Origin of the sequence: Streptomyces sp. NPDC006314 (assembly GCF_040613075.1) — a bacterium.
In the GTDB taxonomy this organism is placed as follows: domain Bacteria; phylum Actinomycetota; class Actinomycetes; order Streptomycetales; family Streptomycetaceae; genus Streptomyces.
The window spans coordinates 152,803-175,058 of the sequence record NZ_JBEXRL010000006.1; the positions used below are offsets into that span (position 1 = coordinate 152,803).

General features: G+C 72.9%; 21 protein-coding genes and 3 pseudogenes. 16 read left to right on the plus strand and 8 right to left on the minus strand.

The genetic code is table 11. The features are described from left to right. Positions 1 to 6 precede the first annotated feature (6 nt). Both ABZ079_RS13225 and ABZ079_RS13230 read right to left on the minus strand, forming a co-directional pair. Positions 7 to 1,308 (minus strand): alpha/beta fold hydrolase, encoded by a 1,302-nt coding sequence (locus ABZ079_RS13225; protein WP_356939525.1) that lies wholly within the window; start codon positions 1,306 to 1,308, stop codon positions 7 to 9. Positions 1,309 to 1,406: 98 nt separating this feature from the next. Then, positions 1,407 to 1,634 (minus strand): annotated as a pseudogene (locus tag ABZ079_RS13230) (substrate-binding domain-containing protein); the annotation flags it as partial. Positions 1,635 to 1,637: 3 nt separating this feature from the next. On the opposite strand from ABZ079_RS13230, the pseudogene ABZ079_RS13235 reads away from it, so the two are divergent. From ABZ079_RS13235 to ABZ079_RS13275, 9 genes and pseudogenes are all read left to right on the plus strand, one after another. After that, a pseudogene (locus ABZ079_RS13235) lies at positions 1,638 to 2,239 on the plus strand (SDR family oxidoreductase); the annotation flags it as partial. After that, the gene (locus ABZ079_RS13240) at positions 2,236 to 3,231 is read left to right on the plus strand and encodes an FGGY-family carbohydrate kinase (RefSeq protein WP_356939526.1); all 996 of its coding nucleotides are present in this window, start codon (positions 2,236 to 2,238) and stop codon (positions 3,229 to 3,231) included. The pseudogene ABZ079_RS13235 and the gene ABZ079_RS13240, both read left to right, overlap by 4 nt. Before the next feature lie 19 nt (positions 3,232 to 3,250). Next, positions 3,251 to 4,006, plus strand: coding sequence for a (Fe-S)-binding protein (locus ABZ079_RS13245; RefSeq protein ID WP_356939527.1), 756 nt, complete (start codon positions 3,251 to 3,253; stop codon positions 4,004 to 4,006). Next, positions 4,003 to 5,499, plus strand: a complete 1,497-nt coding sequence (locus tag ABZ079_RS13250; protein WP_356939528.1) for a LutB/LldF family L-lactate oxidation iron-sulfur protein — start codon at positions 4,003 to 4,005, stop codon at positions 5,497 to 5,499. The genes ABZ079_RS13245 and ABZ079_RS13250 overlap by 4 nt, the downstream gene beginning before the upstream one ends. Further along, positions 5,496 to 6,137 carry a lactate utilization protein C gene (locus ABZ079_RS13255; RefSeq protein ID WP_356939529.1) on the plus strand — a complete coding sequence of 214 codons (642 nt, stop codon included), beginning with the start codon at positions 5,496 to 5,498 and terminating at the stop codon, positions 6,135 to 6,137. Before ABZ079_RS13250 ends, ABZ079_RS13255 begins: the two co-directional genes overlap by 4 nt. A 157-nt stretch (positions 6,138 to 6,294) precedes the next feature. Beyond that, on the plus strand, positions 6,295 to 6,504 hold the full coding sequence (locus ABZ079_RS13260) for a hypothetical protein (protein WP_356939530.1): 210 nt from the start codon (positions 6,295 to 6,297) through the stop codon (positions 6,502 to 6,504). 72 nt (positions 6,505 to 6,576) lie between these two features. After that, entirely contained in the window at positions 6,577 to 7,434 is an 858-nt protein-coding gene (locus tag ABZ079_RS13265; RefSeq protein WP_356939531.1) for a MoxR family ATPase, read from the plus strand. Continuing rightward, positions 7,431 to 8,783: a VWA domain-containing protein gene (locus ABZ079_RS13270; RefSeq protein ID WP_356939532.1), complete on the plus strand. Its 1,353-nt coding sequence runs from the start codon at positions 7,431 to 7,433 to the stop codon at positions 8,781 to 8,783. The genes ABZ079_RS13265 and ABZ079_RS13270 overlap by 4 nt, the downstream gene beginning before the upstream one ends. Before the next feature lie 61 nt (positions 8,784 to 8,844). Then, on the plus strand, positions 8,845 to 9,819 hold the full coding sequence (locus ABZ079_RS13275) for a D-cysteine desulfhydrase family protein (RefSeq protein WP_356939533.1): 975 nt from the start codon (positions 8,845 to 8,847) through the stop codon (positions 9,817 to 9,819). Positions 9,820 to 10,765: 946 nt separating this feature from the next. On the opposite strand, the gene ABZ079_RS13280 is transcribed toward ABZ079_RS13275, so the two are convergent. Next, positions 10,766 to 11,122: a cupin domain-containing protein gene (locus tag ABZ079_RS13280; protein WP_356939534.1), complete on the minus strand. Its 357-nt coding sequence runs from the start codon at positions 11,120 to 11,122 to the stop codon at positions 10,766 to 10,768. Between the two features lie 156 nt (positions 11,123 to 11,278). Between ABZ079_RS13280 and ABZ079_RS13285 the strand changes: the two genes are divergently transcribed. Continuing rightward, positions 11,279 to 11,605 carry a hypothetical protein gene (locus ABZ079_RS13285; RefSeq protein WP_356939535.1) on the plus strand — a complete coding sequence of 109 codons (327 nt, stop codon included), beginning with the start codon at positions 11,279 to 11,281 and terminating at the stop codon, positions 11,603 to 11,605. 2 nt (positions 11,606 to 11,607) lie between these two features. Continuing rightward, entirely contained in the window at positions 11,608 to 12,177 is a 570-nt protein-coding gene (locus tag ABZ079_RS13290) for a GNAT family protein (protein ID WP_356939536.1), read from the plus strand. 230 nt (positions 12,178 to 12,407) lie between these two features. Here the strand turns inward: ABZ079_RS13290 and ABZ079_RS13295 are convergent, their stop codons facing one another. Beyond that, on the minus strand, positions 12,408 to 13,313 hold the full coding sequence (locus ABZ079_RS13295; protein WP_356939537.1) for a LysR family transcriptional regulator: 906 nt from the start codon (positions 13,311 to 13,313) through the stop codon (positions 12,408 to 12,410). 140 nt (positions 13,314 to 13,453) lie between these two features. On the opposite strand from ABZ079_RS13295, the gene ABZ079_RS13300 reads away from it, so the two are divergent. Beyond that, positions 13,454 to 14,149: a type 1 glutamine amidotransferase domain-containing protein gene (locus ABZ079_RS13300; RefSeq protein WP_356939538.1), complete on the plus strand. Its 696-nt coding sequence runs from the start codon at positions 13,454 to 13,456 to the stop codon at positions 14,147 to 14,149. A gap of 635 nt (positions 14,150 to 14,784) precedes the next feature. Here ABZ079_RS13300 and ABZ079_RS13305 read toward each other — a convergent pair. Further along, positions 14,785 to 15,123, minus strand: a complete 339-nt coding sequence (locus ABZ079_RS13305; RefSeq protein ID WP_356939539.1) for a MerR family transcriptional regulator — start codon at positions 15,121 to 15,123, stop codon at positions 14,785 to 14,787. A gap of 752 nt (positions 15,124 to 15,875) precedes the next feature. Between ABZ079_RS13305 and ABZ079_RS13310 the strand changes: the two genes are divergently transcribed. Next, a complete protein-coding gene (locus ABZ079_RS13310) occupies positions 15,876 to 16,865 on the plus strand; it encodes a magnesium and cobalt transport protein CorA (RefSeq protein ID WP_356939540.1) in 990 nt (329 codons plus the stop codon). 55 nt (positions 16,866 to 16,920) lie between these two features. Here the strand turns inward: ABZ079_RS13310 and ABZ079_RS13315 are convergent. Then, positions 16,921 to 17,184 (minus strand): annotated as a pseudogene (locus ABZ079_RS13315) (SulP family inorganic anion transporter); the annotation flags it as partial. Between the two features lie 207 nt (positions 17,185 to 17,391). Between ABZ079_RS13315 and ABZ079_RS13320 the strand changes: the two are divergent. Further along, positions 17,392 to 17,739: a tetratricopeptide repeat protein gene (locus ABZ079_RS13320; protein WP_356939752.1), complete on the plus strand. Its 348-nt coding sequence runs from the start codon at positions 17,392 to 17,394 to the stop codon at positions 17,737 to 17,739. A gap of 442 nt (positions 17,740 to 18,181) precedes the next feature. Next, entirely contained in the window at positions 18,182 to 18,826 is a 645-nt protein-coding gene (locus ABZ079_RS13325; protein ID WP_356939541.1) for a peptide deformylase, read from the plus strand. Between the two features lie 276 nt (positions 18,827 to 19,102). On the opposite strand, the gene ABZ079_RS13330 is transcribed toward ABZ079_RS13325, so the two are convergent. Next, the gene (locus ABZ079_RS13330; protein ID WP_356939542.1) at positions 19,103 to 20,533 is read right to left on the minus strand and encodes an NAD(P)/FAD-dependent oxidoreductase; all 1,431 of its coding nucleotides are present in this window, start codon (positions 20,531 to 20,533) and stop codon (positions 19,103 to 19,105) included. 141 nt (positions 20,534 to 20,674) lie between these two features. On the opposite strand from ABZ079_RS13330, the gene trxA reads away from it, so the two are divergent. Next, positions 20,675 to 21,052, plus strand: a complete 378-nt coding sequence (trxA, locus tag ABZ079_RS13335) for a thioredoxin (protein WP_356939543.1) — start codon at positions 20,675 to 20,677, stop codon at positions 21,050 to 21,052. Between the two features lie 65 nt (positions 21,053 to 21,117). On the opposite strand, the gene ABZ079_RS13340 is transcribed toward trxA, so the two are convergent. Further along, entirely contained in the window at positions 21,118 to 22,119 is a 1,002-nt protein-coding gene (locus ABZ079_RS13340; RefSeq protein ID WP_356939544.1) for a LacI family DNA-binding transcriptional regulator, read from the minus strand. Between the last annotated feature and the right edge of the window lie 137 nt (positions 22,120 to 22,256).

A 22,256-nucleotide genomic window follows, 5' to 3' on the forward strand; every position in this document is an offset into this window, starting at 1 on the left:
GGTATGTCAGGCCTCGTCCCGGACCAACGCCAGCAGCCGGTCCAGTACCCGGGGCGCACCGGCGCGCAGCCCGTCGTGCTCGAACTCGTCGGTGACCCAGGTACGCAGGCCGCGGATCGCGCGGGCGGTCTCCAGCGAGTGGACGGTGTCGACGTACATGTCGTCGTGGTAGACGGCGGCGGCGACCGGGACCTCGTTCGCGGCGAGGCGGGCGGGGTCGTACAGCGGGCGCCAGTCGGTGCGGGCGGCGAGCAGTTCGGCCGTCTCGCGCAGTGGGCGCAGGGCCGGGTCGGTGTCGAACATCCAGGGGTGGATCGTCTCGCCGGTGAACAGGACCGGGGCGTCACCGGCGAGCGCCTTCGCCGCGTCGAACTGCGGGAACTCGGCGCGGACGCGCTCGGCGGCCCAGGCGGTGGGGCGGGCGTCCTGGCCGTAGATCGCCTCGTGGACGAGTGCGTGCAGGGGGTGGCCGGCGTACGAGAGCAGGGCCTGGGCCTGCTCCTGGAAGGCGTCGGAGAGGTCGAAGCCGCCGGGAGTGCGCACGAAGGCGTCCTCCAGGAGGTGGTGCAGGCGGTGGCTGCCGTCGCCCGCGCCGAGCATCAGGCCCAGGGACTGGAAGGCCTCCGCCGTGAAACGGTAGCCGTTCGGCAGGACCACGTCGTGGGTGAGGAGGTGGTCGGCGATACGGCGGGCCCGCTCGACGTCCTGCGGATAGCGGGCGTAGTGCGCGGTGACCTTGCGTTCGACGCGCGGGTAGGCGGCGCGGTAGACGTCGTCGGCGTGGGCGTGCAGGGAGGGCAGCCCGCCGGTGATCACGGCGGTGTCCAGGCCCTCGGGAGCGAGCGAGAGGTACGACACCGTGCAGAAGCCGCCGAAGCTCTGCCCGAGCACGGTCCACGGGGTGCCGCCGGTGACCTGCGGGCGGATGGCCTCGCAGTCGCGGACGATGGAGTCGGCGCGGAAGCGGGTGAGGTAGTCGGCCTGCTCGGCGGGGCCACCGCGCAGCGGGAGCGTCTGCCGGGTGGCGGGCGTGGAGCTGCCGGTGCCGCGCTGGTCGAGCAGCAGGACGCGATAGTCCTGCAGGGCCCGGCCGAGCCAGGCCTGACGTCCGACGAAACGATTCGCCCCGAAGCCGGGTCCGCCCTGCAGGTACAGCAGCCAGGGCAGGTCCTGCCCGGCCTTGTCGCTCGCGACCGCCTCGCGGGCGTACAGCTCGATGGTCTCGCCGCCCGGGTCGGCGTGGTCGAGGGGCACGGTGAAGCGGCGGTCGGTGAGGACGACGCCGGGCTGGCGGTAGCTGAGGCTCAACGGGGCTCCCGGGACGAATGGGATGGACGCCTCCCAGTCCAGCACATGACCGTGCGGGATCCGACCTCAGGGATCATGGATTGTTACTGAACTTCCGGTCAGCGGGCGGCGAGGCTGGAGCGGCGCACCACCAGCTCCGGCTGGAGCACCACCCGGCGGTGCTCGTGCGCACGCCTGCCCTCGCCCTGCTCGGTCTCCTCCAGCAGCAGCTCGGCGGCGAGGGCGCCCACGGTGACGGCGGGCTGCCGTACGGAGGTGAGCGGCACGGCGGCCGCGGCGGCGAACCCGATGTCGTCGTAACCGACGATCGCCAGGTCGTCCGGGACGGTGAGGAGCAGATCGCCGAGGCGTTCCGGGCGGCGGTGCTGGCCTTCGGCGGGGTGGGCCTGGTCGTGAACAATGCCGCTATCTCCCTCTCAAAGCCCCTGCTGGGGACCACCGCCGAGGACTGGGACCTCCAGCACGACATCATGGCCCGTGGGTCGTTCCTGGTGTCACGGGAGGCGGCGCGGGTGATGATCCCGCAGGGGCTGGGCGACGACATCGTCTACATCACCTCCAAGAACGCCGTCTTCGCCGGGCCGGACACATCGCCTGCTCCGCCGCCAAGGCCGATCAGGCCCACCAAGTACGCCCGCTGGCCGCGGAGCCGGGTGAGCACGGCATCCAGGTCAGCGGTGTCAACCCGGACGGTGTGGTCCGAGGCTCCGGAATGTTCGCCGGCGGCTGGGGTGCGCGGCGGGCCGCCGTGTACGGGGTGCCGGAGGAGAAGCCGGGTGAGTTCTACGCGCGGCGGACGATCCTCGACAGGGAGGTGCTGCCGGAGCACGTGGCGGGCGCGGTGTTCGCGCTCACGGGCGGGGATCTCACGCACACTACCGGGCTGCACATCCCGGTCGACGCGGGTGTGGCGGCCGCGTTCCTGCGATGAGCCCGCGCGTGAAGTCGTACGCCGCGGTGGACCTGGGGGGCGCCCAGTGGGCGGGTGATGGTCGGCCGTGTGAGACCGGACTCGCTGGAACTGAGCGAGGCGCACCGGTTCCCGAACCGGGCGGTGCGTGTCCCGGAGGGGACTGCGCTGGGACATCCTCGGTCTCTACGGCGGTGTGCTGGACGGGCTGCGGGCGGCAGCTGCCCCCTGCGACGGACGGCTCGACTCCGTCGGTATCGACGGCTGGGCCGTCGACCACGGCCTGCTGGACGCCGACGGCGCCCTGCTCGGCAACCCGGTGCACTACCGCGACGCCCGCACGGAGGGCGTCGCCGAACGAGCTGGGCCTCGACGGCTCCGTCCGGTATCTGCGCAACATCATGGGGCTGTGGTCGCTCCAGGAGTGCGTACGTGCCCGGGAAGAGCCGGATCTGGGGCTGCTGCTGCGCGAGGCCGCCACCGTGCCGACGCTGCGCTCGGTGGTGGACGGAGGGGGCGAGGCGTTCCCGGCACCGGGGCGGATGCCGGAACGGATCCCCGAGGCGTGCCGGGCGTCGGGGCAGCCGGTGCCGGGGACACGGGCCGAGGTCACCCGGTGCATCCTCGACTCGCTGGCGCTCGCCCACCGGCGGTGCGTCGAGGACGCGCAGCGGCTGGCCGACCATGCGGTGGACGTGGTGTACATCGCGGGCGGGGGCACCCGCAACGCGCTGCTCTGCCAGCTGACGGCCGACGCCTGCGGGCTGCCGGTGGTGGCGGGGGTGACGGAGGCGGCCGCCCCGGGCAACGTCCTCGTCCAGGGCCGCGCGCACGGTCTGGTCGGCGACCTTCCCGCGATGCGCCGGCTGCTCACCCGTACCCAGCCGCTGACCCGGTACGCGCCGCGCGGCGGCACCGCCCGCTGGCGGGGAGGCCGAGGCGCGGCTCGGCGCCCGGTGAGCCGCGGCCTCCCGCCGGCGGTATGCGCCCACTACCCTGCACTCGTCCGATGAGCGACCCCGAGGAGCCGCGATGCGTGTCGCCCTGTTCCTGACCTGCGTCAACGACACGCTCTATCCGGACACCGGTCGTGCCGTACTGAAGCTGCTGACCAGACTCGGCGTCGAGACCGACTTCCCGATGGGCCAGACCTGCTGCGGGCAGGCGCACTACAACACCGGCTACCGGCATGAGGCGGAGCCACTGGCCCGGCACTTCTCCGATGTCTTCCGCGAGTACGAGGCGATCGTGACGCCGTCCGGGTCGTGCGGGGCGATGGTGCGCGAGCTGTATCCGCGGATGGGCGAGCGGGCCCGCGCCGAGGGCCGCGGGGACTCCCTCGCCGCCACCCTGGCGCCGGTGATCCCCAAGACGTACGAACTCACCGAGTTCCTGGTGGACGTGCTGGGCGTCACGGACGTCGGCGCCTACTATCCGCACACGGTCACCTACCACCCCACCTGCCACGGCCTCCGTGGCCTCGGACTCGGCGACCGGCCCCGGCGGCTGCTGGAAGCCGTCAGGGGGCTGGAGCTGGTCGAGCTGCCGGGAGCCGAGGAGTGCTGCGGGTTCGGCGGCACGTTTGCGCTGAAGAACGCCGAGGTCTCGGCGGCGATGGGCACGGACAAGGTGCGCAACGCCGAGTCGACGGGCGCGGAGGTTCTGTGCGCGGCCGACAACTCCTGCCTCATGCACATCGGCGGCACGATGAGCCGGCTGCGGACACGGATGCGGCCCGTCCACATCGCGGAGATCCTGGCGAGCACGGAGGAGGAACCGGCGGTATGAGCGGAACGTTCGTCGGCATGCCCGCGTTCCCCTCCTTCCCGGAGGCCGCGCACCAAGCCGTCCACGACCCCACCCTGCGGGGGAACCTGCGGCACGCCACGCACACCATCCGCGCCAAACGGTCCAAGGCGGTGGGCGAGTTGTCGGACTGGGCGGAGCTGCGGGAGGCGGGCCGCCGGATCAAGGACCACACCCTGCGCCATCTCGACCGTTATCTGGTGCAGTTGGAGGAGTCGGTCACCGCGGCGGGCGGCACGGTCCACTGGGCCGCCGACGCGGACGAGGCCAACCGGATCGTGGCCCGACTGGTCAAGGAGACCGGCGAGTCGGAGGTCGTCAAGGTCAAATCGATGGCCACGCAGGAGATCGGGCTCAACGAAGCCCTCGAGGCGGAGGGCGTACGCGCCTATGAGACCGACCTCGCCGAGCTGATCGTCCAGCTGGGCGGGGACCGGCCCTCGCACATCCTGGTCCCGGCGATCCACCGCAACCGGGGTGAGATCCGGGACATCTTCGCGAGCGAGATGGGCGAGTGGGGCCGCCCGGCCCCGGAGGGCCTGACCGACACGCCCGCCGAACTCGCCGAGGCCGCCCGGCTCCACCTGCGGGAGAAGTTCCTGCGCGCCAAGGTCGGCATCTCCGGCGCCAATTTCATGGTCGCCGAGACCGGCACCCTGGTCGTCGTGGAGTCCGAGGGCAACGGCCGGATGTGCCTGACCCTGCCGGAGACGCTGATCTCGGTCGTCGGCATCGAGAAGGTGGTGCCGACCTGGCGGGACCTGGAGGTCTTCCTCCAGACCCTGCCCCGCTCCTCCACCGCCGAGCGCATGAACCCGTACACGAGCATGTGGACCGGCACCACGGACTCCGAGACGGCCGACGGACCCCGCGCCTTCCACCTGGTACTCCTGGACAACGGCCGCACCGACGCCCTCGCCGACCAGGTCGGCCGCCAGGCCCTGCGCTGCATCCGCTGTTCGGCCTGCCTGAACGTCTGCCCCGTCTACGAGCGGGCGGGCGGACACGCCTACGGCTCGGTCTATCCGGGCCCGATCGGCGCCATCCTCAGCCCTCAGCTCCGGGGCACGGCAAGCGCGATCGACGCCTCCCTGCCGTATGCCTCCTCCCTGTGCGGGGCCTGCTACGAGGTGTGTCCCGTCGCCATCGACATCCCGGAGGTGCTGGTGCATCTGCGGGAGCGGGTCGTGGAGGGCGGAGAGGCGGTACGACAGGGCAACAGGGTCGTCCTGAGGCCCGCCAAGGGGCATGCGGCCGAGCGGGCGGCCATGCGGGCCGCGCGCTGGGCCTTCGCCCATCCCGGCGCCCTGCGCACCGGCCAGCGGCTCGCCTCCCGCACCCGCCGGCTGCATCCCCGTATCCTGCCGGGCCCGGGCAAGGCGTGGAGCGGCACCCGGGACCTGCCGGCCGTACCGGCGGAACCCTTCCGGGACTGGTGGCAGCGCACGCGGGGTGGGAAGGACGGCGCCAAGTGAGCAGCAGGGAACGCGTTCTGGGCCGGGTGCGGCGGGCGCTCGCCGATGTGACGCCGGACGACAGGCCGTACGAGGTGGCCGTGGAGCGGGACTATCTGCGCGAGCACGGCGAGCCTACGACCGAGCGGACGGTGGAGCTGCTGGCGGAGAACCTGGCGGACTACCGGGCGCTCGTGCACCGCTGCGGCCAGGCTGAACTTCCCTGCCTGATCGGCCGGTTGCTGGCCGGCCGGAAGGCGCGCTCGGTGCTGGTGCCGCAAGGCCTGGAGGCGGGCTGGCTGGCCGAGGCGGACGTCGCCCTGGTCCCCGACCGGACCGGGAGCACACCGCGCGAGCTGGACCGGGTGGACAGCGTGGTCACGGGCTGCGCGGTCGCGGTCGCGGAGACCGGCACGATCGTGCTCGACGGCGGCCCCGACCAGGGCCGCCGTCGGATCAGCCTCGTCCCCGATCACCATATCTGCGTGGTGCGGGTGCCCGACCAGGTGGTCTCCTCCGTCCCGCGGGCCCTCGAACGCCTTGACCCCACCCGCCCGTTGACCTGGATCTCGGGCCCTTCGGCCACCAGCGACATCGAGCTGGACCGGGTGGAGGGCGTGCACGGGCCGCGGACGCTGGAAGTGATCCTGCTCAGCTGACAAAAGGGGTCGTACGCCGCTGGGCCACCGCGTCGAGCAGGCCGGGAAAGGCCTGGTCGAGGACGTGCCGGAGGTCGAATTCGGCGACCGGCGACGACGCCGCGGGTCTGGTCGAGGCGGCGGCCCCGGGGTGACCGGCGTGGCGCCGGGACAGCCGGTGAGCGTCGTCTCGAGCTGCTCGCACAACGGCTACGGGGTGTACGCCGAGCGCGCGCTCGTCCCCGCGTCCGCGCTCCTGCCCCGCTCGCCCGAGGTGGACGCGGTCAGTGGTGCGTCGGTGCGGATGCCGTATCCGACGGCCTATGGTGCGCTGGTGGAGGTCTGCGGTATCCCTCGGTGCCCGTGCGGCTTCACCGGACTCCCGTGACAGACGCCCTGAACAAGCGCTTAGATAGTCGTCAGCAGTGTGGACCCGCCCCCTACCCCGCCGGAGGCCCCGTTGTTCACGTCCGTCGACGACGTCTCCGCCCGCCTCGCCGCGGCCGGCTATCTCACCTCGCCCGCCGTCGCCACGACCGTCTTCCTCGCCGCCCGGCTGGGCAAGCCGCTGCTGGTGGAGGGCCCCGCCGGGGTCGGCAAGACCGAGCTGGCCAAGGCCGTCGCCCAGGTGGCCGGGGCCCGGCTGGTCCGGCTCCAGTGCTACGAGGGCGTGGACGAGTCCCGGGCGCTGTACGAGTGGAACCACGCCAAGCAGCTGCTGCGGATCAGCGCGGGCCGCGACGAGAACTGGGACGAGACCCGCACCGACATCTTCAGCGAGGAGTTCCTGCTCCCCCGCCCGCTGCTCACCGCCATTCGCGGGGACGAGCCGACGGTGCTGCTGATCGACGAGACCGACAAGGCCGACGTCGAGATGGAGGGGCTGCTGCTGGAGGTGCTCAGCGACTTCCAGATCACGGTCCCGGAGCTGGGCACGGTCACCGCGACCCACCGCCCGTTCGTCGTCCTCACCTCCAACGCCGGCCGGGAGCTGTCCGAGGCGCTGCGCCGCCGCTGTCTGTTCCTGCACATCGGCTTCCCCGAGGAGGAGCTGGAGCGGCGGATCGTACGGCTGAAGGTGCCGGGCCTCGGCGAGGCGCTGACCGCGTCGGTGGTACGGGTGGTCGGGGCGCTGCGGGCGATGGACCTGCGCAAGGTGCCGTCGGTCGCCGAGACCATCGACTGGGCGCGCACCCTGCTGGCCCTGGGCGCCGACACACTGGACGAGACGGTCGTCCGGGACAGTCTCGGGGTGATCCTCAAGCATCAGGACGACATCCAGAAGGCGTCGGCCAAGCTCGACCTGGACTCGCTGTGACCGCTGTCGCCGAGCGGATCACCGGCCTGGTCGGGGCACTGCGCGCGCACGGGGTGCGGATCGGCACCGGCGAGACCGTGGACGCGGCCCGCGCGGTGGAGGCGCTGGGGCTCGCGGAACGGGAGCTGCTTCGCGAAGGCCTGGCCGCCACGCTGCTGCACGGCCCGGGCCAACGGGCGGTCTTCGACCCGGTCTTCGACCTGTACTTCCCCCGCGGGGTCGGGCGCCCGGACGGCGACCCCGCGGACCGCGAGGCCCTGCGCGACCGGCTCGCCGAAGCGCTGGCGGCCGACGACCGTGCCCTGATGGCCCGGTTGGCGGCGGAGGCGGTCGACGGCCTCGGCGGGTACGGGAGTTCCCCGGGCACGGACGGCTGGTCGGCGTACCAGACCCTCGAACGGCTGCGCCCGCAGACCCTGTTGGCCCGGGTGCGAGCCGACGTCCGGGGCCGGAACAGCAGCGGCGCCGGCTTCGCGGACCGGCTGCTGGACGACGAGATCCGTCAGCGGATCGAGGAGTTCCGGCGGATGGTGGGGGCGGAGGCGCGGCGCCGGGTCGCCGAGCGGCGCGGCCGGGACGAGATCGCCCGGCGCGGCGTCAGGCCGACCGCCGACCGGGTCGACTTCCTGTTCGCGAACCGGGATCAACTGTCCGAACTGCGCAGGGCCGTTCAGCCGCTGGCGCGCAAGCTGGCCACCCGGCTCGCCGCGCGCCGACGGCGTGCCGCGCGTGGCACGATCGACCTGCGCCGCACCCTGCGCTCCTCACTGTCCACGGGCGGGGTGCCGATGCGGCCGGTGCTGCGCCGGCGCCGCCCGGCCCGCCCCGAACTGGTGCTGCTGTGCGATGTGTCCGGCTCGGTGTCCGGCTTCTCGGACTTCACGATGCTGCTGGTGCAGGCAGTGCACGACCAGTTCAGCAAGGTCCGCGTGTTCGCCTTCGTCAACCGGCTCGACGAGGTGACCGGCCTGCTCGACCACGGCCGCGCCGACCCGGACGGGCTCGGTGCCCGCATCCGTGCCGAGGCCACGCTCACCGGCTGGCACGGCAGCAGCGACTACGGCGTGGCGCTGGGCGAGTTCGCCGAGCGGTACGGCGACGCGGTGGGGCCGCGCACGACGGTGTTCGTCCTCGGGGACGCCCGGACGAACATGAGCGACCCCAACCTGCCCGCCGTGCGCGACGTCGCCCGGAGGGCCCGCCGTGTGTACTGGCTGAACCCCGAGCCGCGCGACCGGTGGGGCACCGGCGACTCGGTCGCGCCCGCCTACGCCGAGCTGGTCGAGATGCACGAGTGCCGCACGGCCCGGCAGCTCAGCGGGCTGATCGCACACCTGCTGCCGGTGTGACGCCGGGCGGCCGCCCGTGATCGACTGGCCCCCCGCAGACCCGCTACCGAGGATGTCCGCCATGAGCCACCTGCCCGTGCCGCTCGGCACGTACCCCACCCCCGTCGAACCGGCGCCCCGGCTGGCCGCCGCGCTCGGACTCGGACCGGAGGACCTGTGGATCAAGCGGGACGACCTGACCGGCCTGGGCGGCGGCGGGAACAAGATCCGCAAGCTGGAGTGGTCGGTGGGCGCCGCCCTGGCCGAGGGCGCGGGCACGCTCGTGACGACGGGTGCCCCGCAGAGCAACCACGCCAGGCTGACCGCCGCTGCCGGCGCCCGCCTCGGGCTGGACGTCGTCCTCGTGCTGCGCGGCTCGCCGGGCGTCTCGCGGTCCGGGAACCTCGCCCTGGACGGGCTGTTCGGGGCCCGGCTCGCCTGGGCGGGCGAGGTGGACCAGGCAGGCCTGGACGCAGCGGCGGCCGAGGTGTGCGCCACGCTGCGGGCGGCCGGTGCCCGTCCGACGCTGATCCCGTTCGGCGGTTCCAGCACCCTGGGTGCCCGTGGCTATGTGCGCTGCGGTGAGGAACTGCGCGAACAGGTGCCGGACCTGCGGACGGCCGTGGTGGCGCTCGGCTCGGGCGGCACCATGGCCGGTCTGGTCGCGGCCCTGGGGACGGGGTCGGTCCTCGGCGTCGACGTGGGCGCGCTGGCCGACCCGGCCGCGGCGGTGGCCCGGTTCGCGGCACCGCTCACGGCCGAGAAGCTGACGGCGGAGGGGCTGCGCGTGCGCCGGGACCAGGTGGGCCGCGGCTACGCGGCGCTGACCGGCCCGGTGGCCGAGGCGCTCCGGCTCGCCGCCCGCACCGAGGGCCTGGTCCTCGACCCGACCTACACGGGCCGGGCCCTGGCCGGACTCCACGCGGCCGTCCACGACGGTGACGTCCGGCCGGGCGAGAAGACCGTCTTCGTCCACACCGGCGGCCTGCCCGGCCTGTTCGGCCACGCGGACGCCGTCGCGTTCGCGGAGCAGGGCGCGACCACTTTCCCGGGCTGACAGGGTGGCCGGCGTCGTGCCGCCACAGCGCACCGGGCGGTCCCGTGCGCGTCGTTCAGGGGTGGGGCGACATCATCGCTACCACGCCGGGAGGGCCGGCGCCGCCCACGAGCGGTACAGGGGTCGCTGGCGCCGGATGGTGGCCGCGCGCTGCGCACCCTGGCCGGACACCGGCCCCGACTGCGCCGCTGGATGCGGGACCGGTGTGCTGTCGGCGGAGCCGGCGCCCGGTGTGGCCCCCGCCCGCTGCCCGGTCTCGACCGGTCACCCGGATACGTGACGGCGACGGCCCGTGCCTCGTGCACCGGCGGGCACGGTGTGCTTCGCGGCGGCCGACGCGAAGCACACCGTGCCGGGTGCGGAACGCCCGCTGCGACGCGGCGGTCGCCGGGCCGGTCCTGAACTCCCTTCCGCATCCGGTCGCCGCGGTGGCCGTCCTGGCCCGTGCCGTCCGCCCCCGGCGGTCCGGTCGCCGCGCACGTAGGGGCTGCGCGGAGGGAGCGCAGTTCCTTCCCGCGCCGGTTCCGGGACGCTGCCGTTACCTCGACCCGGCCGCGGCCGCCCTGGACGAGGGGGGCGGTTCCCCCTGTGCCGGCCGGAGGCGCTGCGGGGTGTGCGGGCCGGCGCGGGACTCACCGACGTGGCGACGGCCGTCCTGCGATGGCCCACGGTCTTCGCCGGATTCGCCGGTCTGTGGAAACCGTTCCCGGCCGGCCAAGGGCTCGCGCCCGGCCGTGTCGCCGCGCTCGCGCCGGCCGCCCGCGACCGGCTCCCCCGGGACGCTCTCACCACGAGCGTCCCCACCGATCCGGACGGCGGCATCACCCTCACCGCCCGGGCCCGGGCGGTCCACGGACACCACTCGCGGCGCCGAGCCCGGACACGCCACCGGGCCGCACACCGTGCGGCCCGGCCCTGTACGCCGACGATCCGATCCGCCGCTCGGCTAACCCTTCGCGTACTCGTTCGCCATGGTCCCGGCGAAGTCGAAGAGCACGACCTGCTCGTCACCCACCACCCAGGCATCGTGGCCGGGCGGGCACACGAAGACATCGCCGGGGCCGACCTCGCTCTCCCCGCCGTCGTCCATCCGGAGGTGCATCCGTCCCCGCAGCACATAACAGTTGTGGTGCACCATGCAGCTCTCGGTGCCCGCGATCGGGCCCACGGACTCCGTCCAGTGCCAGCCCGGTTCGAAGGTGCCCACCGCGAAGTCGAGCCCGGTCAGGTGGAGGGCTTCCAGGTGGCCTCGGGGGAAGTCACGCCGTTCGTCCGGCTTGTCGACCGTCTTCACTTCCAGCATGACGGTGTCCTCCCTTCCAGCCGCTGACCGCGGCCGGGGCCGGCATCCCGCCCCCGGGCCTCGGACGGCACGGGCGCTGCGGCGGTCGCCGTACCCCACGCCTCCATCGTGGGTCCCGCGACCTGGGCCCGCCATTCGGGCGAGTCGGGGACAACGATGTCAGAGCCCCAGGCGGCGGGCCGGGAGTTGCTGCTGGCGTACGGGGTGACGGCCGAACTCGCCCGGTACGCCGGCACGCACGCGTCCTGGACGGCTCCCGGGACCGGCGTGGAGGACCTGCTGGTGAGCTTGGCCGACGAGGTCTGGAAGAACAAGCGCGTTCCGGAGCTGGAGGATCCGGTGGTGTCCCGGCTGGCCGGTGCCGATGACGGGCGGCCGGTGTGGGAGTGGTTCATGGAGTTGGACGAGGCCCTCACAGCCGTCGGGGAGGGCGCCGACCGTAGGCTGGCGTACCAGATGTCCCATCCCCTCCCCCGAAGGTGACCATGTACGCGACCTCACTCGGTGACGACGGCGCCGAGTTGTCTCCCCTCCAGCCCTGGCAGGCCGAGGAGTTCCTCGCCCATGTGGACCGCGGGCGGGAGTTCATCGGGCGCTTCAACGGGCTGCCGGACGTGGTCACGGACGCGGCGGCCGCCCGGTCGTTCCTGCGGGCGTATGCCGAGAAGGAGGCGGCCGACGCGGGCCTCATCCGGGCGATCCGCCTCGACGGCACGCTGGTCGGGGCGGTCATCCTGCGCCGGTTCGACCCGGCCCGGGGCACGGCGGAGGCCGGCTGCTGGCTGGAGCCGGCCGCGGTGGGCCGGGGCCTGGTGACCCGTGCCGCGCGGGTGCTGATCGACTGGGCGATCCGGGAACGGGGCATCCACCGCGTGGACTGGTGGGTGTCGGCGGGCAACGCGCCCAGCATCGCGGTCGCCCGACGGCTCGGCATGCGCAAAGAGGCTGTGCTGCGGGAGAGTTACCTCTACCGGGGCGAACGGCACGACGAGGAGATCTGGTCGGTACTGGCACCGGAATGGACGGACGGCGCGGCGGCCAGCCGAGAGGACTGAGCGGCGCGAGATTCGAAGCCGCCCGCAGCTACCAGGGGCTGAGCAGCACGGAGTGCGGCGCGGCTGAACCGACGAGGCCTGAGCAGCGGGGAGTGTGATCGGTCCCGCAGAACCGACGACGGCCGAGTAGCGCGAGATCCGGCGCCGCCCGCAGCCACCGGAGAGTGCGCATCGCGGAGTGCGACGCGGCGGGAGCCGCCGCAGGTGAAGCAACGATGTGGGACTGTCGGCTACCAGGTGCGGGCTGACCGGAGCAGAAGCGCGTGGACGCGGGCCACGTCCGGGTTGTCGGAGGCGCCGGGGCGCTGGACGAGGAAGCCGGTGTTGATCGGCGGGTCCTCCGGCTCCAGCAGCGCCACCAGCGCGCCGGACTCCAGCAGGTCCTGGCACAGATAGCGGGGCAGCACACTGAAACCGGCGCCCGCGGCGACGGCAGCGAGCACTCCACGAAGGTCGGGCACGGTCGCGGCGGCGGTGCGGGACAGACGCCGGCCGAAGACGTGGCGCCAGTAACGACGGGCGATCGGGAGATCCTCGGCGTAGGTGATCAGGGGGACGCCGTGCAGGGCCGCCGGCCCCTCGACGGCCGGCCGGTCCCGCAGCCGCTCCGCCCAGGCCGGGGCGGCGACCAGGACGAACTCCTCATCCATGAGCGGAACGGCGTGCAGCGTACGGCCACGAGGCCGGGTGGTGGCGATCACCAGGTCGTGCCGGCCCGCGCGCAGTTCCTCCAGCAGCGGATCGGTCAGCCCGGTCGACACACGTAGCCGTACGCCCTCGGCGACCAGCGGGGCGAGGGCCGGCAGGACGGTGGTGCACAGGAGTTCGGCGGGGCCGGCCAGATGGACGGGCTCGGCGCGGGTGCCGGCCGGCGGGGTGGGCCCGGCGACGGCGGCCAGCTCGTCCAGGGGCACGGCGATCCGGGCGGCGAGTTCGTCGGCCACCGAGGTCGGCGCGACACCGCGCGGCAGCCGTTCGAACAGTTCCCGGCCGGTCTGCCGTTCCAGCGCGCGCATCTGCGTCGTCACCGTCGGCTGCGACAGGCCCAGCAGGCGGGCGGCGCCCGTGAAGGAGCCGGAGCGATACACCGCGAGGAAGGTGCGCAGCAGGTTGAGGTCGAGGGAAGCGGTCTCCACGCGTCCGAGTATCACCGCCGGATATTCCCCCACACCCATAGGAGATCCAATGTCAGCCATTCGATACTTCATTGGATGCCTATGGGTAGGTTCGCTTACGTTCTTCCTCGTAGACACACGCTTTCGGGAGAGAGAACCTCATGTCGAAGATCCTGTTCGTGATGACCGGCGCCGACCAGTGGACGCTCGCCGACGGCACTTTGCATCCCACCGGCTTCTGGGCCGAGGAGGCCGTGGTCCCCTACCGCGCCCTGAAAGCCGCCGGTCACGAGGTCGTCGTCGCCACGCCGGGCGGTGTGGTGCCGCCGGTGGACCGGGCGAGCCTGGCCGCCGAGGTCAACGGCGGCCAGGAGAAGGCCGACGAGATCGCGCGTGCGCTGGAGGAGATGACCGAGCTGCAGGCGCCGGCGAAGCTCGCGGAGGTGGACCTTGACGACTTCGCGGCCGTGTTCTACCCCGGCGGTCATGGCCCCATGGAGGATCTGGCCGTGGACGCCGAGTCCGGCCGGCTGCTCGTGAGGGCCCTCGACTCGGGCAAGCCGCTGGCCGTGGTCTGCCACGGGCCGGCCGCCCTGCTCGCCGCCGTCCGGGCCGACGGCTCCAACGCCTTCGCCGGCTACCGGGCGGCGGCCTTCACCAACGAGGAGGAGATCCAGGGCGGCCTCGCCGACCGGGCCAAGTGGCTGCTGCAGGACCGGCTGACCGAGGCAGGCGTCGACGTTCGCGCGGGCGAGCCGTGGGCGCCGCACGTGGTGGTCGACCGCAACCTCGTCACCGGTCAGAACCCGGCCTCCTCGGCCCCGGTCGCCGAACAACTGCTCAAGCGGCTGGGCTGAGCCAGCGGGCGGACCGCCGGCCGCGGAAGCGGCACCGAATCCTCCGGACTCCGGCAGCCGCCGGGGAGAGGCGGCAACGGGCTGGGCGGCCGGCCGGGCGAACAGCCGCACATGGAGAAGACCTACGGCCACCCCGTGCGGCGCGGTCACCCCCGAGGACGAGCAGATCGACGTCGTCATGCGCGCGGTGGCCGAGGCCGGCCTCGACATGAGCCCGGGTATTAGGGAACACCAGCGGACCTCGTACGTCGACGCCCGTGTCGGCGAGCGCTACCGGCCCCGTCCCTATGAGGGCCATGTGGTGCTCTACCGCGCTCGGCAGGCTCACAGGCTCATCACCGCGCTCGACCCGCGCTATCCGAGGACGGAAGCCGACCTCGGCTGGGCATCCTTGTGTCCCCGCCTCGAAGTCGTTCCGGTCGAGGGCGACCACCTGTCCCTCATCGACCCGCCGCACGTGGCCACGATCGCCCAGCACCTCGGACAGTGTGCTTCAAGACATGACCGGCAAGCCGTCGACCGGCCTCGGGCTGGTCGGCGCCCGGCACTCCCGCCGGGTGACCACGGTCGTCGTCGTACTCGAGCGGTGGTGATCGACTGACCTGCCGCACGGTGTTGTCGGCAGGTCGGGGACCTCAGGCGTCGGCCTTGTGGTGGCGCTGGGTCGTGCCGTGGCGCAGTTCTTCGTTGATGCGCTGGGCTTCTTCGAGCTGGTCTTCGAGGATGACGATCCGGCAGGCCGCCTCGATGGGTGTGCCCTGGTCGACGAGTTCCCGGGCGCGCGCGGCGATGCGCAGCTGGTAACGGGAGTAGCGGCGGTGTCCGCCTTCGGAGCGGAGCGGGGTGATCAGGCGGGCTTCGCCGATGGCTCGCAGGAAGGCGGGGGTGGTGCCGAGGAGTTCCGCGGCGCGGCCCATGGTGTAGGCGGGGTAGTCGTCGTCGTCCAGACGGTCGAGCGGGTCTTGTTTGGTCATCTGTACCTTCGTGGCGGGAACGCGGTCGAGGGGCCCTGGTTGCCGTACGGCAACCAGGGCCCCAAGGGATTGAACACCATCTGCCGGCTTACTGCCGTGCCGGCCTTCTTTTTCCGCAACTCCGCCTGGGAGGCCGGGCTTGCGGGGATCGCGGTTGCGTGACCGGGGACCACCTTCCAATCCGGGGTCTTGCGGTACCCGGGCGGTGTCGCTCGCTCGCCCGGGCGATCCTGATGGCGTCTGCCTCCTTTTTCCGCTTCGTGCTGCTGGGAACTGCTGGTACTGCGGGTACTGCTCACGGCCCCGTGGGCCGCCCGGCCCGGCGACCAGCGGTGAGGCCCCGAGTACCTTCCGGCCCCATCACTCCGCCGCCGTGCCGTTCCTGCTTGGTCTTGCATGCGCGGCAGTTCGTCCCTGCCGCGCCTCATTCGACCTCTTGGCTACGGGCAAAACCATAACCCACCACACAGGCAATGTCTACTCTCGCCGTAGCAGATTTCCTGCATGGTCGATCTGCGGTGTTGATAGTCGGCCGTGCCGGAAATCTGTGCCGCCGATCCAGGGGCGGTACCGGATGGCCCGGCAGGCCGGCATACGAGGCCGCGGGCCGCAACCGTTGCGCGCGGGAACAGCGCGGAGGTCACCGCCCGGCCCTCAGGTCCGGCACCGACCGTGAGTGGGCCCCCGCGCCGACGCCGGCAAAGCCGTTGCGCGAGAGGCATGCAATCGCTTCGGCGGCGCAGGTGTGAAGCATGTGGTGTGTTGTCTACCGTGAGTCGCAGGACGAGCCGGAGCAGGTGGACTGCCGGCAGGAGGACGGCGGCCGTGCGGCGGTGCTGGACTGCCTGAAGCGCGTGAGAGAGGACGAGTTCTGCTGGGTGCACGTGGACGATCCCGGACCACGGGACCTGGACGAGCTGGCGGACCAGCTGGGCTTGCATCCGCTGGCGGTGGAGGATGCCGTCCACGCCCATCAGCGACCCAAGCGGGAGCGGTATGGGGAGGTGCTCGCGGTGGCTCTGAAGACACTGTGGTACGTCGAGGACGGCCGTGAGGTGGAGACGGGCGAGGTGATGGTTTTCACCGGCCCGCGGTTCGCCCTGACCGTTCGTCACGGAGCGGCCGACCCCGCCGCTGAGGCGGTCCGGCGACTGAGCGGGAACCCGCAGGCGCGGCGCTTCGGGCCCGTCGCCGTACTGCACGCCGTCCTGGACTCGGTGGTCGATGCCTACACCGAGGCCGCCGCCCAGGTCCGCACCGACCTGACCGCGCTGGAGCGGCTCGTGTTCTCCCCGGACCGTGACGATCTCACCGAGGAGATCTACTCCCTCAAACGCGAGGTGCTCGAGTTCCGCGACGCCGTCCAGCCCCTGGTCCCCGTGGTGCAGGACTTCACCGGGTCCGGCACCGGATGGCCCAAGGAGGCGCTGCCGTACTTCCGGGACGTCGCCGACCACCTGCACCGCACCGACACCGAGGTCCGCTCACTGGACGAGCTGCTCAACTCCGCCCTCGATGCCCATCTGGCACGCGTGGGGACCTGGCAGAACGACGACATGCGCCGCATCTCCGCCTGGGCCGCGATCCTGGCCACCCCCACCCTCATCGCGGGCGTCTACGGCATGAACTTCGCGCACATGCCGGAACTGAGCTGGGTGTACGGTTATCCGCTCGCCGTCGGTGTGATGGCCGCCGCCGCCACCGTGCTGCACCGGGCCTTCCGCCGCAATGGCTGGCTATGACGCCCGCTGACGGCGCCCGTCACCCGCATCCGGGTGAGGGGCGCCGTCCGCCGTCCACCATCAGGAAGACGCCCGCGAGGAAGGTGGAGAGGCGGGTGCGGGCGCCGGAGACCTTTACGTTGATCATCGTCTGGCCGATCATCGCGCAGCCGCCCATGCCGCCGAAGAGGCCCGTGACGATGTTGGCGATGCCCTGGCCGATGGACTCGCGGGTCTTGGACGAGCGGGTGTCGGTGATCTCGTCGACCGGCCTGGCCGTCATCAGCGACTCCATCAGGCCGACCAGCGCCATCGCGAGGGCGTAGGGGGCGTGGGAGCTGGGCCCGGACGCGGGTACTGGCCATAGTTCCAGGTCCACGGAAAGCCCGTCAGGTCATCGGCGCCGGTGGTGGGTTCACCCGCTTCCACGCCCGCAGAGGCCAGGTGAACCCCGACGTCGGCTTCCGCGCACACGCCAGAGGTGGTGGAATATTGAACGACTGCGTTCCGTTGTGGCCGTCGAAGGAGGTCACGAGTGGAGACGCAAGTGGAGACCACGTACTACGACCAGGGAACCCCCGCCGAGCGCTGGGAGCGCGCGCAGTCGTTCTTCGACGCGAAGGACTTCGCGGGTGCGGCGCGGGTGCTGGCCGGGCTGGTCGAGGAGGTGCCGGAGCAGACCGGTCCCCGGCTGCTGCTGGCGCGCGCCTACTACCACTCGGCCCAACTGCGCCGCGCCGAGGCCGAGTTGCGGGTCATCGTCGAGCGCGACCCGGTGGAGGGCTACGCGCGGCTGATGCTGGGCCGCACGCTCCAGCGGCAGGCCCGGCACGAGGAGGCGGAGCGGCATCTGCGCCTCGCCGCGGCGCTCGCGGGTGACTTCCCGCAGGAGTGAGTCGTACGTCCTGGGCCCGGTTTCCGTCGGGGTCGGGGACCGGGCCCTCGGTGTGTCTCCGGACGAGAGCGGTACCGCCCCGTGGAGACCCGGGCGCCCTCCGAGTCCTGCGGGTAGCTCTCCGCCGTGCCGCCGCCGTGCCGGCCGATCTCGCTCAGGGCGCCGGCGAGCGCGGCCGAGGCCACCGCCACGCGTGTCCCGGCGAGCCGTGCGACCGGCCGGGCGGACAGCGAGCCGAGGACCTGCCCCCAGTTCACCTGGCCGTTCCGTCGGGCCCGGCCGTCGTCCCTCTCCGTCTGCCCGTCTCCCCGTCTGCCTTGCGCGTGGCCGGGTCCGCCTGCGACGCGCCCCTTCGGCTCACCGGCCGCTTCGATCGGATCCCCCGGGAGTGTTGGTGACCGGTGCCACTGGGCGCGGTGCGCGGACATGGCATTCTGACGCGATGGCACCTCCCCGTGATCACGCACCGCTCGCCGAGCGGGTCGAGGAACTCCTCGCCGCCGGTGGCCCCCTGCCCATCGTCGCCGCCGGGCAGCCGGTGCTGCGGCACGGCACCGAGCCGTACGACGGTCAGCTCGGTCCCGCTCTGCTGGGCCGCTTCATCGAAGCCCTGCGCGTCACCATGCACGCCGCTCCGGGCGTGGGCCTCGCCGCACCGCAGGTCGGCGTGCCCCTGCGGATCGCGGTCATCGAGGACCCGGCACCGGTGCCGGAGGAGGTCGCCGTGGTCCGGGGCCGCGTCCCGCAGCCCTTCCGCGTCCTGGTGAACCCGGTGTACGAGCCCGTCGGCACCGCCCGTGCCGCGTTCTTCGAGGGTTGTCTGAGCGTGCCGGGCTGGCAGGCGGTCGTGGCCCGGTACGCCGAGGTACGGCTGCGCGCGGAGGACGTGCAGGGCCGCGTGCTGGACGAGGTGTTCGCGGGGTGGCCGGCCCGCATCGTCCAGCACGAGACCGACCACCTCGACGGCACCCTCTACCTGGACCGCGCGGAACCGCGGTCCCTGTCGACCAACGAAGCGGTGGCGGCCCTGTGGGCCCAGCCGACGCCTCACGCGGCGGCCGAGGCGCTGGGGTTCGACCTGCCGTAGACCTGTTCCGCCGGCCCACCAGGACGGCGCCCGGGCGACCGGTGCAGGCGAGGACGCGGCGGTCGTCGTGTACTGCGCGGGGCATGGGCCGGTCCCAGGCCGGACGGGACCCCACCTGCGAAAAGGGCTGGTCGGCCCGCTCGTCGCCCTCGTCACCGCACTGACGGCCGCCCGCACCCCGACCTGGCCGTCGGCATCCGGCAGGGGCGTCGTCTTCCCGCGGTCGAGGCGGTCCCGCTCCGTGGCGGGACCGCCTCGGGGCCGGGTGACGCAGGCTCACGCGTCCCGGTACGCCTCCAGCAGCCGCAGCCACACCTCGCTCAATGTGGGGTAGGACGGGACCGCGTGCCACAGGCGGCTGACCGGGACGCGGCCCGCCACGGCGACGGTGGCCGAGTGGATGAGTTCACCGACGCCGGGGCCGACGAAGGTGACGCCGCGCAGGACCTCGTCCTCCAGGTCCACGACCATGCGGGCGCGGCCCTTGTAGCCGTCGCCGTACAGGCCCGCCCCGGCGACCGAGGAGAACTCGACGTCGACGGCGCGGACGCGGTGGCCGGCCTGCTCGGCCTCGGCGAGGGAGAGACCGACCGCGGCGGCCTCGGGCTCGGTGAAGACGACCTGCGGTACGGCGTGGTGGTCGGCGGTGGCCACGTGGGCGCCCCAGGGCTCGTCCAGGAGGGGACCGCCGGCGGCACGGGCGGCGATGGCGGCGCCGGCGACCCGGGCCTGGTACTTGCCCTGGTGGGTGAGGAGGGCGCGGTGGTTGACGTCGCCGATCGCGTACAGCCAGTCGGTGCCGGTGACGCGGAGGCTGTCGTCGACGTCCAGCCAGGAGCCGGGTTCCAGGCCGACCGTGTCGAGGCCGATGTCGTCGGTGTGCGGTACCCGGCCGGTGGCGAAGAGGATCTCGTCGGCCTCGATCCGGTCGCCGGCGCCGGTGACGGCGACGACGGTGCCGTTCTCACGGGTGACGGACTCGACGGAGGTGCCGGTGCGGACGTCGACACCGGCCTCGCCGAGGGCCTCGGCGACCAGTTCTCCGGCGAACGGCTCCATGCGGCCCAGCAGGCCCTTGCCGCGCACGAGCAGGGTCACCTGCGAGCCGAGGGCCTGCCAGGCGGTGGCCATCTCGGTGGCGACGACACCGCCGCCGACGACGATCAGCCGGCCGGGTGCCGCCTTGGCGCTGGTCGCCTCGCGGCTGGTCCACGGCGCCACGTCGGCGAGGCCCGGGAGGCCGGGCAGCTGCGCGCGGGTGCCGGTGCAGACGGCGACGGCGTGCCGGGCCGTGAGGGTCGTGACCGTGCCGTCGGGGCCGGTGACGGTGACCGTGCGGGGTCCGGCGAGGCGTCCGTGGCCACGGTGGAAGTCGGCGCCGGTGCCGTCCAGCCAGGCGACCTGGCCGTCGTCCTTCCAGTGCGAGGTGTACTCGTCCCGGCGGGCGAGGACGGCGGGCGCGTCGAGGGGGCCATGCACCGCCTGGGCGAGGCCGGGCAGACGGCGGGCGTCGGCCTGGGCGATGACCGGCCTGAGCAGGGCCTTGCTGGGCATACAGGCCCAGTACGAGCATTCGCCGCCGAGCAGTTCGTTCTCCACGACCGCGGTGGTGAGCCCGGCCGCGCGGGTGCGGTCGGCGACGTTCTCCCCCACGGGCCCACCCCCGAGCACCACGACGTCGTACGCGATGGATTCCGTTTCCGTCATGGGGTCAGTCTGGTGGGTGGTGTGCGCCCTGGCCACATGGGTACGCGCGCGGAACACACGCGTGCACGGGTGGAATAGGCGGCCCGGCGGCCGTGTTTCCGCCGTCGGCACACCCCCACACCAGGAAGAGGGAATCACGCCATGAGCAGCACCGTGGAGCTGACCAAGGAGAACTTCGACCAGACGGTCAGCGAGAACGACTTCGTTCTCATCGACTTCTGGGCGTCCTGGTGCGGGCCGTGCCGCCAGTTCGCGCCGGTGTACGAGAAGGCCGCCGAGGACAACCCGGACCTGGTCTTCGGCAAGGTGGACACCGAGGCACAGCCGGAGCTGGCCGCGGCCTTCCAGATCCAGTCGATCCCGACGCTGATGATCGTCCGGGACAAGGTCGCCGTCTTCGCCCAGCCGGGTGCTCTGCCCGAGGCCGCTCTCGCCGATGTCATCGGGCAGGCGCGGAAGCTGGACATGGACGAGGTGCGCAAGAGCATCGCCGCCCAGGAGGGCGACGCCGCCCAGTAGTCTCCGCGGGACGTCCACCGCCGTGTTCGGTCGTCCAGCGCCCTGCGATCCCGGCCGGGCTTGGATCAGGTGGACTCGCGCTGGACCACCGAGGCCCCCAGCACCTTGTGCACCTCGGGCTCGCCGCCGGGGTGGCCCACCGCGCGGTCGACCAGTTCGGCGAGGTCGCGGCCGGAGGGCAGCTCGACGTGGACCGTGCTGAGCCGGGGACGCAGCAGCCGGCCGAGCATCAGGTCGTCGGCGCCGATCAGGGCCACGTCGTCGGGGACGCGGACGCCTTCGTCCTGCAGCGCGCGCATGAGCAGCATGGCGTACTCGTCGTTGTAGGCGAACACCGCGTCCAGACCCAAGTCCCTCCAGCGGACGGCCAGTCGGGTGGCGGCCTGCTCCGTGTACGGGAGCGGTAGCTCCGTCACGACCGCGTCCGTGGCGTGCAGGGCCTGGCGCACGCCCGCCAGCCGGGGCCGCGCGTACGCCTCCAGGCCCGGTTCCTCGGGCATGACGACGCCGATCCGGCGCCGGCCACGCTCATACAGATGGACGCCCGCGCAGTGGCCCACGGTGGCGTGGTCCATCAACAGGGCGTGCGCGCCGTCGAGGCGCTCGGGGCCGAGGGTGACCACGGCCCGGGCGCCGGACCGCTTGAGGACCTGGACTCCCCGGTGGCCCAGTTCCGCGCCCGGCACCAGCACCGCGACCGGCCGCAACTCTGCCCAGGCGCGGGCCGCTTCGTCGCCCTGCAGGCCGACGCTGCCGTACTGCACGACGGTGTAGTCGAGACGGCCGAGCGCCCACTGGAGTTCGTTGAGGAACCTGCTGTAGAGCGGGCCCACCGGGATCGCCGGGGCGGGCATGAGGACCATGCGGCTGTGTCCGGCGCGCAGGCTTCGGGCGGCGGCGTGGGGCACGTACCCCAGTTCCCGCGCGGCCTCATGGACGCGGCGGCGCGTCGGCTCGCTGATCCGTACGGCGCTGGTGTTGTTGAGGACGTAGGACACGGTCGCGCGCGAGACGCCGGCCAGGCGGGCCACGTCGGCACTCGTGGGCGTGTTCGGTATCTGCACCATGACGGAGCGTATTCTGGCAGAGGGGCGGAGGCGTGGAGCAGGCGGGGCAATGTGGTTCATCATTGGACGGAAATGCCTTTTTCGCACCCTTGAACGAACGGATGGAGTCCGGCGGCTGGGACGAGACCGTGCGGGCG